We start from the raw sequence: 12,869 nt of genomic DNA, 5'->3' as shown, positions 1-12,869 counted from the left end.
CGGATGGTCGCACCACTCACGCGCACGACCGCCGCGGGGATCGCGAGAGCGATCCGAGACGGGGAGTGCTCACCGACCGAGGTCGTCGACGCCACCCTCGAGCGCATCCACGACCGAAACGATCGGACGAACGCGTTCGTGACGGTAACGGACGATCTGGCCCGCGAGATGGCCGCCGAGGCCGACCGCGCGATCGACGAGGGCGAGCCGCTCGGGCCGCTGCACGGCGTCCCCGTCGCGATCAAGGATCTCGACGACGTCGAGGGAGTCCGAACGACCTCGGGGTCGTTGCTCTTCGAGGACCGGGTCGCCGAGTCGGACTCGCCGTTCGTCGCCCGGCTGAAGGACGCGGGAGCGATCGTTGTCGGGAAGACGAACACGCCCGAGTTCGGGCTCGGCGTCACGACCGATAACCGCGTCACCGGGCCGACGGGGACGCCGTTCGATCCCGATCGCGTCTCGGGCGGGTCCTCCGGCGGGGCCGGGGCGGCGCTGGGCGACCGGCTCGTGCCGCTCGCACCCGGTTCCGACGCCGGCGGCTCGGTTCGCGTGCCGGCGAGCTTCTGTGGCGTGTACGGACTGAAACCCACACAAGGCGTGATCCCGAACGTCAGCCGGCCGAACGCGTTCGCCAGTCACACCCCCTTCTCCACGAACGGGCCGCTGGCCCGAACGGTCGAGGACGCGGCGCTCTCGCTGGACGTGATGGCCGGAACCCACCCGCGCGATCCGTTCTCGATCCCGAAGGGGGGCGAGTACCGCGCCGCCGTCGATCGCCCCATCGACGACGTGCAAATCGCGTACAGCCCGGGTATGGGCATCTATCCCGTCGAGCCCGCCGTGCGCGACGTACTCGAGGACGCCGTCTCGGCGCTCGAGCGCGCCGGCGCGACCGTCGACGCGGTCGATCCCGACCTGGGACACGACAACGAGGAGATTCTGGACGCCTACTACACGATGGCGACCGTACGGTGGGGATCGCTGCTCGAGAACCTCGAGGACGAGGGGTTCGATCCGCTCGGCGAGGACCGCGATCGCCTTCGGCCGTATCTCGTCGATCTCGTCGTGGACGCCGAGGAGCCGACCACGCGGGAGTACAAGCGCGCTGACGTCGTTCGAACCCATGTCCTCGACGGACTGGGAGACCTGTTCGCCGAGTACGATCTCCTCGCGACGGCGACCTGCGGGACGACGCCGTTCCCCCACGGTGAGGAGCCGACGGAGATCGACGGCGTCGAGATCGAGCCGTACCGCGGCTGGGTGCTCACGCAGCCGTTCAACCTCACCGGCCAGCCGGCGGCCTCGGTCCCGGCCGGCGTCATCGACGGACTCCCCGTCGGGATGCAAATCGCGGGCCCACGCCACGCCGACGACGACGTGATCGCCGCAAGCGCCGCGTTCGAGCGCCAGCGGCCGTGGCGCGACACGTATCCCGAGTGATCGGCACGACGCAGCCGACGCGTTTCCGCGTGCGATCAGAAGCTAAAGAGGTCGATCCCGCCGGTGACGCCGACGATCTGTCCCGTGACGTAGGAGGCCTGGTCCGAGCAGAGGTACGTGACCATGTTGGCCACGTCCTCCTCCTTCCCGAGGTGGCGCATCGGCGTCGCCTCGGCGATACGAGCGTAGTACTCGTCGACGTTCTCCCGGAGTTCGTCGGGATCCATATCGGCCCAGTCGCCGACGACGATGTTGGGTGCGATGACGTTCGAGGTGACCCCCGACTGGGCTCCCTCGAGCGCCATCGTCCGGCCGAAGCCGATCATGGCGGCTTTCGTCGCCGAGTAGGAGATCTGGCCGAAGCCGCCGTACCAGCCTGCCATCGAGGACATGTTCACGACCCGCCCCCAGCCGCGGTCGCACATCTCGGGGAACACCTCCGCGCTGATATTGTAGGTGCCGGTGAGGTTGATCTCTACGTCGCGGTTCCAGACGTCGTCGTCGTAGTCGGCCAGTCGGGAGCGCGCGTCGACCATCGCGGCGTTGTTCACGAGGATGTCGACGCCGCCGAACGTCTCGCGGACTTCGTCCATCGAGTCGGCAACCGCCGTGCGATCGGTCAGATCGCACTCGAGGGCCATCGCATCCCCGCTGTCAGCTGTCTCGTCGATCTCGTCGGCGACCTCCCGCGCGCCGTCGGCGTCCACGTCGAGGACGACGACGTTCGCACCCTCTTCCGCGAGCGTTCGACAGTCGGCGCTTCCGATCCGTCCGGCCCCGCCGGTGACGACAGCGGTCCGGTCCTGTAGTCCGAAGTCCATCGTCCGAGCGACTACTACGCTATCTGATTTAATTATTGTGACGCGGTAGCAGCGGTCACAGTTTTTCACGAATCGATTTAGCCGAGAAAGAGTCCAGTACCGTCGATCACGAATTTATGCACAACCTCTATGATCGATCGTGTAATAGCCAGTCGCACGTCATGAACTCCGCAGTCATCGTCGACGCCGTCCGAACGCCGTTCGGGAAACGCGACGGCTCGTTCCGGGACACGCATCCGCAGGACCTGGCCGCCGAGCCGCTCGAGGCGCTCCGGGAGCGCAACGGATTCGAGCCGGAGACGATCGAGGACGTCATCTACGGCTGCGTAACGCCGGTCGACGAGCAGGGCCTGAATATCGGGCGACTCGCGCCGATGGTCGCCGGCTGGGGGGACATCGTTCCGGGCGTCCAGCTCAATCGGATGTGCGGCTCTGGCCAGCAGGCGGCCAACTTCGCCGCGGCGAACGTCATGGCCGGCCAGCACGACGTGCTCATCGCGGGCGGCGTCGAGCACATGACCCGCGTGCCGATGGGATCGGACGGCGACGCGCCGACGGACACCTATTTCGAGTATTTCGACGAGCTGACCACGCAGGGCGAAGGTGCCGAGCGAATCGCCGAGGAGTACGGCCTGACGCGAACGGAACTCGACGAGATCGCCGCCGACTCCCAGCGCCGCTGGAAGGAGGCCTGGGACGAGGGACGGTACGACGACCAGATCGCGCCCGTCAAAACGGAACTTGACGGTGAGGAGGTCGTGGTCGAACAAGACGAACACCCCCGTCCCGGCACCGACGAGGAGACCCTCTCCGAACTCCCGCTGTCGTTCCGCGAGGAAGGCGAGGGCTTCCACCACCCCGGCAATTCGTCGGGTATCGTCGACGGCTCGGCTGCGCTGCTCATCGCGAGCGAGGAAGCCGCCGCGGAACACGGCTGGGAGCCGATGGCCCGCATCGTCCAGACCGAAGTCGTCGGCGTCGATCCCGTGACGATGCTGAAGGGACCGATTCCCGCAACCGAGAACGTCCTCGAGAAGGCCGACATGACGGTCGGCGACGTCGATCTCTTCGAGGTCAACGAGGCGTTCGCGGCGGTCGTCGGCGCCTGGCTCGAGGAGACCGGTGCCTCCTGGGAGGACGTCAACGTCAACGGCGGGGCGATCGCCCACGGCCACCCGCTGGGCGCGACCGGCGCAATGTTGCTGACGAAACTGGCCCACGAACTCGAGCGAACGGAGCAGGACACCGCGCTGTCGACGATGTGCATCGGCTTCGGCCAGGGCGTCGCGACGATCCTCGAGCGGGTCTAAGCCACTCGAGCGGGGACCGGCACAACGAACTGCGTCGAGACAGACGGGTGCGACGCAATCGGGAAAAGAGACGACAGGTCTCGACGAGCGAGTAGCATCGCCAACGGTTGCCAATTAATGCGATCCGCTACCTATAGCTTTACAGTGCTGTGTGCGATCATGGATGATATGGAGTACCACGACTCCGAGAAAGCCAAGGAGGTTGCGGGTCGCGTAGAGGAGTTCATGGACGAGGTCGTCATTCCGCGCGAGCGCGAAGCGCTGGCCACGGGTGAGCAGATCACGATGGACGAGATCCACGAGATGTGGGAGATGGCCAAAGAGCGGGACCTGTTCGCGCCGCAGGTGCCAGAGGAGTACGGCGGCCAGGGACTCGACTTCAGCGACATGCTGCCGTCCTTCGAGCAGGTCGGCCGCTCGCTGATCGGCGCGCTCGCGATCCGTGCGAACGCGCCCCAGGAAGGGAACATGCACACCCTCGAGATGGTCGGCACGGAAGAACAGAAAGAGGAGTGGCTCCGCCCGCTCGTGCAGGGCGACATTCAGACGGCGTTCGCGATGACCGAGCCAAAGGTCGGTGCCGGCTCCGACCCGAAGATGCTCCAGAGTACAGCCGTCAAAGACGGCGACGAGTGGGTCATCAACGGCCACAAGTGGTGGACCTCCGACGGGCTCGGCGCCGACTACTATCTGGCGATGGTCCGAACCGACCTCGACGCCCATCCATACGAGGGCACATCGATTATCATGGTGCCACGCGACGCTGACGGCGTCGAAGTCGTCCGTAACGTTCCCCACCTCGGTGGGCACGGCATCACCGAGCGTGAAGGCGGCCACGCCGAAATGAAGTTCGATAACGTCCGCGTCCCCGTCGAGAACACGATCGGCGAGGAAGGTGAGGGCTTCCAGATCGCCCAGATGCGACTCGGCGGCGGTCGGCTTACTCACTGCATGCGCTACTCCGGCATGGCCGAGCGCTCGCTCGACATCGCAAAGGCCTACCTCCAGGAGCGCGAGGCCTTCGGTTCGAAACTCGAGGACAAGCAGGCACTGCGTCACCGCATCGCCGACGCCGAGACGCAACTCCACGCCGCACGGACGATGGTCCGGCACGCCGCACGCGAACTCGACCGCAACGACGCCCGCATCGAGGTCGCGATGTCGAAGATGTTCACGGCGAACGTCACCAACGAGACGATCGACCTCGCCCTGCAGTGCTGTGGCGGCAACGGGATCGGCAAGGATCTGCCGATCGCGCACTTCTACGAGAACGTCCGCGCGTTCCGCATCGTCGACGGGGCCGACGAAGTCCACCGCCGCTCGATTGCCCGCTGGGCCTTCGAGGACGTCGACGAAGCCGAGATCGAAAACTCCCTGCAGTTCGACGAGGAGCTGCGCATCGACGCACTCGACGACTAACGCGTTCGACCGCGAGACTCACCTTTCTCTCTTTCGACGGCCGTCTCGAACGTGAAGCCTGTCCGACGGTCCCCGGAACGACCGGCACATCGTCCTCGAGCGAGTCCGAGTCGCTCGAGCGGAGACCGACACAGCAGGCCACGACAGGACGGACGCGACGCGATCAAGACGGGCAGCGACGGGTCTCGAGGTGTCGATAGTCCCGCGATCGCTTCCAATCAATGGGAATTGTTACCTATGGATTTACAATGGTGTGATACAGTATAGATACTATGGAATACCACGATTCCGAGAAAGCCAAGGAGGTTGCGGGTCGCGTAGAGGAGTTCATGGACGAGGTCGTCATTCCGCGCGAGCGCGAAGCGCTGGCCACGGGCGAGGAGATCACGATGGACGAGATCCACGAGATGTGGGAGATGGCCAAAGAACGGAATCTATTCGCGCCGCAGGTGCCCGAGGAGTACGGCGGCCAGGGACTCGATTTCAGCGACATGCTACCATCCTTCGAACAGGTCGGCCGCTCGCTGATCGGCGCGCTCGCGATCCGTGCGAACGCGCCACAGGAAGGCAACATGCACACCTTGGAGATGGTCGGCACGGAAGAGCAGAAAGAAGAGTGGCTCCGCCCGCTCGTGCAGGGAGACATTCAGACGGCGTTCGCGATGACCGAGCCAAAGGTCGGTGCCGGCTCCGACCCGAAGATGCTCCAGAGCACCGCCGTCAAGGACGGCGACGAGTGGGTCATCAACGGCCACAAGTGGTGGACCTCCGACGGGCTCGGCGCCGACTACTATCTGGCGATGGTCCGAACCGACCTCGACGCCCATCCATACGAGGGCACATCGATTATCATGGTGCCGCGGGACGCCGACGGCGTCGACGTCGTCCGCAACGTCCCCCACCTCGGCGGACACGGCATCACCGAACGCGAGGGCGGCCACGCAGAAGTGAAGTTCGATAACGTCCGCGTCCCCGTCGAGAACACGATCGGCGAGGAAGGCGAGGGCTTCCAGATCGCCCAGATGCGACTCGGCGGCGGCCGACTCACCCACTGCATGCGCTACTCCGGCATGGCCGAACGCTCGCTGGACGTCGCGAAGGCCTACCTCCAGGAGCGCGAGGCCTTCGGTTCGAAACTCGAGGACAAGCAGGCGCTGCGTCACCGCATCGCCGACGCCGAGACGCAACTCCACGCCGCACGAACGATGGTTCGTCACGCCGCACGCGAACTCGACCGCAACGACGCCCGCATCGAGGTCGCGATGTCGAAGATGTTCGCCGCGAACGTCACCAACGAAACCATCGACCTCGCCGTGCAGTGTTGTGGCGGCAACGGGATCGGCAAGGACCTGCCGATCGCGCACTTCTACGAGGCCGTCCGCCGGTTCCGCATCGTCGACGGGGCCGACGAAGTCCACCGCCGCTCGATCGCCCGCTGGGCCTTCGAGGACGTCGACGAGAGCGAGATCGAGAACACGCTGCAGTTCGACGAAGACCTCCGAATCGACGCGCTCGACGAATAGCAACGCAGTGAATCGTCTCGGGGCTTGGTCCCAAGGCACTCGGCCTACTTTTCTCTATAACGGTTGAGCGGCCCGTTTCGGACACCGTGTCTCGAGCAGAGACTTGAGTCGCCGTTCGACGCTCGAGGTGGCGTCGCTACCGGCCTTTTCCGCCGATATTCATCAATAAAATAACTTCGCCGAACTGCCATCGGTGAGGGTATGGATCTCGGACTCGCGGATCGAACGGCCGTCGTCACCGGCGGCGCCGGACGCATCGGAAGCGAAGACTGCCGCACCCTCGCCCAGGAGGGTGCCGAAGTGATGCGGCGTGCTCGTGCTCATCCTCGGCTGGATGGCGCTCGGCTACCCGGTCTACCGATACCGGGTTTGATCGCTCCGGGAACAGAAGGGCGTGGATCTGCCGGCCCGGATGCGCTCACTTCACGAGTACGAGCAAGCACGCGCCGAAGCCGGCTCGAGGGCGAGCCGAACGGGGACGACTGACGAGTCGTCGTCCGGTGATCCATCGTCGTCGACCGAGGACTGATCGCACACTCCGGGAGTCTTCCACTCACATGCCACTGATACCCATAGGTATTTACGCTCGGGCGGGAATACCCGGAACGTATGAGCGGAGACACGACGCGCCAGGCCTCCGAAGACGCCAGTCTGGAAAATATTCGCAAGGCGTCAGACGCAGTTGAGAAGTCCACGGCGCAAATAACCGTCGAGAAGATCGTAGAACGGTGGCGCACCGTCGGTTCCATCGTCGTGCTGGCGGTTGCTAGCGTCATGCTGTACCGCATGGACGGCTACCTGTCGATAGATTCACAGGTCTTCGGGGGAATCACCATCCTCCTGCTAATCTACTTCCTCGCGACGCTTCGGACGGACGTCAGCATGGAGTGACTCGGGCCGACAGCTCCTCCCAGTACCAGCAGAGGGGTAGGTATTTTATCCGCGCTACGAATGTCTCCGCCATGAACGGCGAGGCGGTCGCACCGTGATCGACCGGACGTTGGACGGGTTCTTGCCGACACAGCGGCAACCAGCACCAGTGTTGGAAACGGCAGACGACCGCGACGTGCTGATCGCTCGCGGCGGTGCAGCGGCGATCGACCTGTTCATCTGCTACGTGCTACTCGAGTTTCCCGTGATCTACGTCGCGAGCGTGGTGTTCGGCGAGACATACGAGGCGCTGGGCGGAGGCGTCGTCCTCCTCTCGCTGCTCGCGCTCTTTCCGATTTTCGCCATTTACTCGTTCGTCCTCGAGTGGCGCTACGGCCGGACGCCGGGCAAGGTCAACCGCGGCCTGCTGGTCGTCATAGCCGACGGTCGTGAGTGTACCTACCGCGCCAGCGCCGTGCGGAATCTCCTCCTGTACGTCGATCTACTGGGCGTTCCGCCGGTCGTGGTCGGCCTCGTGACGGCCCTCGTAACCGACGGTCGTCGCCTCGGCGATCTCGCCGCGGGGACGGTCGTCGTTCGCTCGACGCGACCGACGGATCGTGACGAGGCTGTTTCGGCGGACACGGACACGAGCGCCGCCGCTCGAGCGAGCGGCGACGAAAAGAACTGAGCGGAATCAGGCGATCCGAACGCCGGAGTCGTTGTCGTACAACTGGATGTACTCGTCCTCGAAGACGAGTCCGTACTCCTTCCCGTCGCCCTCGAAGTCCGGATCGGTGACGACGACGATCTCGCCGAACTCCGTGTCGAAGAAGCTGTGGGTCGCATCGCCCAGCGGTTCGTCCAGCAGGTGCGTCGCCGGGATACCGTTCGCGGGATCCTCGCTGACCCGGATGTACTGGGGTCGGAGGCCGACGCGGACGTCCTCGCCGGACCATCCCTCGAGCCCGTCGCGGGCGAGGTGGTACTCGTAGCCGCCGACATCGAGTTCGGCGGTTCCGTTGACCGATCCGACGTTCCCCTCGAAGAACTGCGTCGACGGCTGGCCGATGAACTGACTGACGAACTGCGAATTGGGCTCGTCGTAGACCTCTTTCGGCGGGGCGACCTGAGCCAGTTTGCCGTCGTTGATGACCGCGACGCGGTCGGACATGGTCATCGCCTCCTCCTGGTCGTGAGTCACGTACAGCGTCGGACAGCCGATCTCGTCGGTCACCTTCTCGATGACCGGCCGCAGTTCGGCCTTGAGCTTGGCGTCCAGGTCCGACATCGGCTCGTCGAACAGGAAGATCTCCGGGTCGCGCACGAGCGATCGGCCGAGCGCGACGCGCTGTTGTTGGCCGCCGGAGAGCTCCGAGGGCATCTTCTCGAGCTGGTCGGTGATCTGGAGGAGTTCGGCGGCTTCCTCGACGCGGGCCATGCGTTCTTCGCGCGAGAACCCAGCGATCTTGAGGCCGTAGGCGATGTTCTCCTTGACGCTCATGTGCGGGTACAGCGCGATGTCCTGGAAGAGCAACGCAATGTTGCGCTCCTGGACCGGCTTATCCGTCACGTCGCGGTCGCCGAACTTGACCGTGCCGCTCGTGGGTTTGTTCAGCCCCGCGACACAGCGGAGCGTCGTGGTCTTCCCGCAGCCGGAGGGACCGACGAGCGTCACGAACTCGCCGTCCTTGATGGTGAGGTCGACGTCGTCGACGGCGACGATTTTGTTGCCCGATTCTTCGTACACTTTCGTCAGATTCCGTATCTCGATGTCTGGCATATGTTGGGTTATCTCGTGGTGTTAGTTGTAAAGGTGGTGCATTTTCAGAGAGCTCTGACCTGGAACCCCTTCAGCAGGTAGCTCTGCATGAAGTAGGCGAACAGCAGCGGCGGTAGCGTCATGGCCAGCGAGACCGCCATCAGGTAGGCGTCCGGCAGGAACTGCGATTGGTTCATCTCCCGGAGGACGCCGGGGGCGAACGTCGTCGTGTCGGTCGCCGGCAGGAGGATCTGTGCGAACGTGAAGTCGTTCCAGGCGAGCGCGAACGCGAACAGGGCCGCGGCGATGATCGCCGGTCGGCACTGGGGCACGACGACGTCACGGAAGCCGCGCCAGCGCGACGCACCGTCGACCCAGGCGGCCTCCTCGTGGGCCTCCGGGATCGTCATGATGTACTTCCACATCAGCCACACCGCGAATGGCATGGAGATCGCCGACAGCGCGATGATGAGCCCGATTCGGGTACCGAGCAGCCCGATGGACCGCCAGATCTGGTAGAGCGGGATACCGATGACGATGGGGCTGAAGAGGTACCCGATCAGGAGTATCCGCGCGAAGTTCTCCTTGTAGGGGAAGTCCAGCCTCGCGAGCCCGTAGCCGGCAACCAGCGAGACGATGATGACCGTGACGATGGTCCCGATGGCGACCACGGTCGTGTTGAAGATGTAGGTGTACATCACCGGATCCGTCAAGATGTTGAAATTGTTGACCGTGAATATGTCGGGCCACGGGAAGTAGGTGTGGTCACTCGAGACGACCCTGTACTTGGTGAAGGCGAGCTGGGTCATCCAGTAGATCGGCCAGACACCGACGAGAACGATGATCGCGGTGCTGACGAGCTTTAACGCCTCGAATATCTTCGTTTCGCCGTCGTACGAGAGGCCGAAGACGCCTCCCGGTGGTTCGTTCTGACTCATGCTGTCGTTTCCACCTCCTCACTCGGATTGAAGACCATGAAGTAACCGACCGCCGCCACGAGTAGGAAGAGGAACATGACGACGGAGATCGCGTTTGCAAGCCCGTACGCCTGGTCGGTGTAGACTGTCTTGTATGCGAGCACGGGGAGCGTGGTCGTGGCGTTCCCGGGGCCGCCCTGCGTGAGCTGCCAGATGATGTCGAACTTGTTGAACATGAAGACAGACCGGAGCAGGACGACGACCAGGATGATTCCCATGAGACGCGGCAGCGTGATGTCCCGGAACATCTGCCATCGGTTCGCGCCGCACACCTTCGCCGCCTCGTAGAACCGGTTCGGTATCGCGCGCAGCTGCGCGAGCGTGAAGATCGTAATGAAGACGGAGAATTTCCAGCTACCGATGAGGATCAACAGGGGCATCGCCCAGTCACGCGACCCGAGCGGCGCCTCTCCGCCTGCCCACAGGCTGAGATAGTCGGCACCGATCATCTGAAACACGCCTCCTTGCGGGTCGAACACCCGCAGCGCGATCAGCGAGACGATGATGGTCGGGATCAGGTAGGCCGTGAAGACGACTGCGGTGAGCAGCTTCTGACCGTACGTGATCCGGTTGAGCACGAGTGCCATCCACAGGCCGACGGCGAGTTGGAGGAGCGTGCTGCCGACCATGTAGACGATCCCTCGCCACAGCGATCCCCAGAACCGGTTGAGTTCGAGGACCTGAGCGTAGTTCGAGAACCCGGCCCACTCCCAGACGGGGTTGAGCGTGTGGATGTTGTGTAACGATGCCCAGAACGCGAACGCGATCGGTAGCGCCGCGATAAGTAGGTACAGTACGGCGACCGGTAGGATGGTCCCGATCCCGATGACTGTCTCCCGACTCACGGGCAGGTCATCCCACGGGATGAACGCCCTCCCTGGTCGAACCGATTCTCCAGTTTCACCAGCCATATTTACGTTTCCTCTGCATCCGTGTCTGTTTGTCTCATGGTTGTCCGTATGCGATTCTCTTCATCCACGTATGTTAATCTCACGGTTGTTAGTGATCCACTCGTTCTGCACCGAGCATCGCTAAATGAAAAGTCGACGGTGCTATGGTCGACTATCCGCCGAACTGTTCTTTGGCCTCTGAAAGGGCTGACTCGAGTTCGCCTTCGCCGTACTCGTAGGCCTCCTGAACGCTCATCGAGTCGGTGACCACGTTGTTGACCATCTCGCCGTAGAACCACTGGCGCTGCATGTACAGGGCCACGGGCGAGGAGACGTTGGCCGCGTCGACGCTGCCGTAGTGGTTGCCCCAGATTTCGTTCTGGACGTACTGGAGCTTCTCGTAGAGGTGGGGGTGGGCCTGCATGATGCCCTGGTTCTGGAACGCCTCGGAGCCCAGCACGTCGCCGTAGCTCGGTAGGAACCGGCCCGGATCCATCTCGTAGAACTGTACGGTCTTCTCCATGCTGTCCGCGTAGAGCCACTCGAACCACTCCTTGGCAGCTTGCGTGTTCTCGCCGCCCGAGAAGACGTGGTAGCCGTCGGGAGCCGGAGCGGAGAGCCAGTTCTGGTCCTTGCTGATCCCCTCCCAGGTCGGGTACGCCATGACCTGCGTGTTTTCGGCCACGTTGCTCAGGAACTGGCCCTCCTCTTCGCTATCCGCGGCCTCGGCCTGGAGCGCGGCGACGCCGACCGGCCAGGCGTTGAGATGGTACTGCTGGCCGTACTGGCCCTGTGCCCACCCGCCGAGCGACTCCGCCCAGCCGATGCTGGTCGGGTCGGGCGAGTACTGGGCGAGGTCTTTCATGTACTGCAACACCGTCGTCACTTCCTCCTCGGGCCAGTACATCTCGAGTTCGTCCTGCGCTTCTGGGTCATTCCAGCGAATTCCGAGCCCGGACATGCCAGCGCTCGCCAGAAGGACCTGGAACTCGTCCTGACTCTTGCCGGTCGGCATCCCCGCGAGCCCGTAGCCGGCCATGTCGGAGTACGCGCCGCCGGCCTCGTCGATGGCCTGGGCGTTGTCCAGTACGTCCTGGAAGGTCTCCGGTTCCGACAGACCGAGCTCGTCGTAGACGTCCTGTCGGTACTGGAAGTTCGACACGTAGACGCCGTGGGGGATTTGAAACATGTCGTCCCCACCGAGGAACGCGCCGCCGACGTTCAGTTCCCCGTTGACCTCCTCGATCGACGAGACGACGCCGCCGACGGAGCTGAGCTGGTCGGTCGACCAGATGTCGGCAACCTGGTCGAACGTCGAGGTGTTCGCGTCCGGCGGATTGCCCGCCTGAATCAACTGGGCGAGCCGGCCCTCCTGGGTGCCGGACATCCCGCCCTCTTCGATGTTCATGCTGTGGTCTGTGTTCTCCTCGAACTGCGATGCCATTTCGTCCCACAGATTCTCCCAGGAGGTGTTGTAGTAGTCCGTGATGAAGTGGACACCGTCGTCGTCGCCGCCGCCACCTAAGCAACCCGCCATCGCGGCAGTAATTCCCGCCCCAGCACCCGTAAGCACCCGTCGCCTGTTAATTGTATCCCGTGTCATTTGTTCACAATCACTCTTGTCCATTGCTACCATCCAACTACAGCCACATAAACGTTCACGTTTTTTTTTTTTTTCAGACGGTTTTCGCCGTTTGTGAGTCACATCGATATATTCCTTCGCTTTATGTTACCCATCGTACGTGAGTAACGGTCGTCTCGAACCGCGTGAACGCGTGATGATCCGCGGGAGGCCGAGAGAAGGAGGTGAGTCGCCCGATTGACGGGCTCGGTGACCACCGAGCGTCGCCGGCAACG

General features: G+C 63.7%; 11 protein-coding genes and 1 pseudogene. 7 read left to right on the top strand and 5 right to left on the bottom strand.

Going from position 1 to position 12,869, the window contains the following annotated elements; genetic code table 11:
- Positions 1–3: 3 nt before the first annotated feature.
- The gene (locus LDH74_RS18545) at positions 4–1,440 is read left to right on the top strand and encodes an amidase (RefSeq protein WP_226040156.1); all 1,437 of its coding nucleotides are present in this window, start codon (positions 4–6) and stop codon (positions 1,438–1,440) included.
- 35 nt (positions 1,441–1,475) lie between these two features.
- On the opposite strand, the gene LDH74_RS18540 is transcribed toward LDH74_RS18545, so the two are convergent.
- Entirely contained in the window at positions 1,476–2,261 is a 786-nt protein-coding gene (locus LDH74_RS18540) for an SDR family NAD(P)-dependent oxidoreductase (protein ID WP_226040155.1), read from the bottom strand.
- A gap of 161 nt (positions 2,262–2,422) precedes the next feature.
- On the opposite strand from LDH74_RS18540, the gene LDH74_RS18535 reads away from it, so the two are divergent.
- From LDH74_RS18535 to LDH74_RS18510, 6 genes and pseudogenes are all read left to right on the top strand, one after another.
- Positions 2,423–3,571, top strand: a complete 1,149-nt coding sequence (locus LDH74_RS18535) for a thiolase family protein (protein ID WP_226040154.1) — start codon at positions 2,423–2,425, stop codon at positions 3,569–3,571.
- A 168-nt stretch (positions 3,572–3,739) separates the two neighbouring features.
- Entirely contained in the window at positions 3,740–4,990 is a 1,251-nt protein-coding gene (locus tag LDH74_RS18530) for an acyl-CoA dehydrogenase family protein (RefSeq protein WP_226040153.1), read from the top strand.
- Positions 4,991–5,262: 272 nt separating this feature from the next.
- On the top strand, positions 5,263–6,513 hold the full coding sequence (locus tag LDH74_RS18525; protein WP_226040152.1) for an acyl-CoA dehydrogenase family protein: 1,251 nt from the start codon (positions 5,263–5,265) through the stop codon (positions 6,511–6,513).
- Positions 6,514–6,714: 201 nt separating this feature from the next.
- Positions 6,715–6,819: pseudogene (locus tag LDH74_RS18520) on the top strand (dehydrogenase); the annotation flags it as partial.
- A 303-nt stretch (positions 6,820–7,122) separates the two neighbouring features.
- Positions 7,123–7,404, top strand: coding sequence for a hypothetical protein (locus LDH74_RS18515; RefSeq protein ID WP_226040151.1), 282 nt, complete (start codon positions 7,123–7,125; stop codon positions 7,402–7,404).
- A gap of 148 nt (positions 7,405–7,552) precedes the next feature.
- The gene (locus LDH74_RS18510) at positions 7,553–8,074 is read left to right on the top strand and encodes an RDD family protein (RefSeq protein ID WP_226040150.1); all 522 of its coding nucleotides are present in this window, start codon (positions 7,553–7,555) and stop codon (positions 8,072–8,074) included.
- A gap of 6 nt (positions 8,075–8,080) precedes the next feature.
- Here LDH74_RS18510 and LDH74_RS18505 read toward each other — a convergent pair whose 3' ends face one another.
- From LDH74_RS18505 to LDH74_RS18490, 4 genes are all read right to left on the bottom strand, one after another.
- Positions 8,081–9,166, bottom strand: a complete 1,086-nt coding sequence (locus tag LDH74_RS18505) for an ABC transporter ATP-binding protein (protein WP_226040149.1) — start codon at positions 9,164–9,166, stop codon at positions 8,081–8,083.
- Between the two features lie 44 nt (positions 9,167–9,210).
- Positions 9,211–10,083, bottom strand: a complete 873-nt coding sequence (locus tag LDH74_RS18500) for a carbohydrate ABC transporter permease (RefSeq protein WP_226040148.1) — start codon at positions 10,081–10,083, stop codon at positions 9,211–9,213.
- Positions 10,080–11,033 carry a sugar ABC transporter permease gene (locus LDH74_RS18495; protein ID WP_226040147.1) on the bottom strand — a complete coding sequence of 318 codons (954 nt, stop codon included), beginning with the start codon at positions 11,031–11,033 and terminating at the stop codon, positions 10,080–10,082. Before LDH74_RS18495 ends, LDH74_RS18500 begins: the two co-directional genes overlap by 4 nt.
- A 151-nt stretch (positions 11,034–11,184) precedes the next feature.
- A complete protein-coding gene (locus tag LDH74_RS18490; protein WP_226040146.1) occupies positions 11,185–12,549 on the bottom strand; it encodes an ABC transporter substrate-binding protein in 1,365 nt (454 codons plus the stop codon).
- Between the last annotated feature and the right edge of the window lie 320 nt (positions 12,550–12,869).

The sequence above is a fragment of the Natrinema sp. DC36 genome, assembly GCF_020405225.1.
Taxonomy (GTDB): domain Archaea; phylum Halobacteriota; class Halobacteria; order Halobacteriales; family Natrialbaceae; genus Natrinema.
This window is presented reverse-complemented; position numbering and strand designations above follow the sequence as displayed.

Excerpts from the sequence above, each read along its gene's own strand:
- LDH74_RS18545 (WP_226040156.1), top strand. The coding sequence starts at position 4 with ATGGTCGCACCACTCACGCGCACGACCGCCGCGGGGATCGCGAGAGCG.
- LDH74_RS18540 (WP_226040155.1), bottom strand. The coding sequence starts at position 2,261 with ATGGACTTCGGACTACAGGACCGGACCGCTGTCGTCACCGGCGGGGCC.
- LDH74_RS18535 (WP_226040154.1), top strand. The coding sequence starts at position 2,423 with ATGAACTCCGCAGTCATCGTCGACGCCGTCCGAACGCCGTTCGGGAAA.
- LDH74_RS18530 (WP_226040153.1), top strand. The coding sequence starts at position 3,740 with ATGGAGTACCACGACTCCGAGAAAGCCAAGGAGGTTGCGGGTCGCGTA.
- LDH74_RS18525 (WP_226040152.1), top strand. The coding sequence starts at position 5,263 with ATGGAATACCACGATTCCGAGAAAGCCAAGGAGGTTGCGGGTCGCGTA.
- LDH74_RS18515 (WP_226040151.1), top strand. The coding sequence starts at position 7,123 with ATGAGCGGAGACACGACGCGCCAGGCCTCCGAAGACGCCAGTCTGGAA.
- LDH74_RS18505 (WP_226040149.1), bottom strand. The coding sequence starts at position 9,166 with ATGCCAGACATCGAGATACGGAATCTGACGAAAGTGTACGAAGAATCG.
- LDH74_RS18500 (WP_226040148.1), bottom strand. The coding sequence starts at position 10,083 with ATGAGTCAGAACGAACCACCGGGAGGCGTCTTCGGCCTCTCGTACGAC.
- LDH74_RS18495 (WP_226040147.1), bottom strand. The coding sequence starts at position 11,033 with ATGGCTGGTGAAACTGGAGAATCGGTTCGACCAGGGAGGGCGTTCATC.
- LDH74_RS18490 (WP_226040146.1), bottom strand. The coding sequence starts at position 12,549 with ATGGCGGGTTGCTTAGGTGGCGGCGGCGACGACGACGGTGTCCACTTC.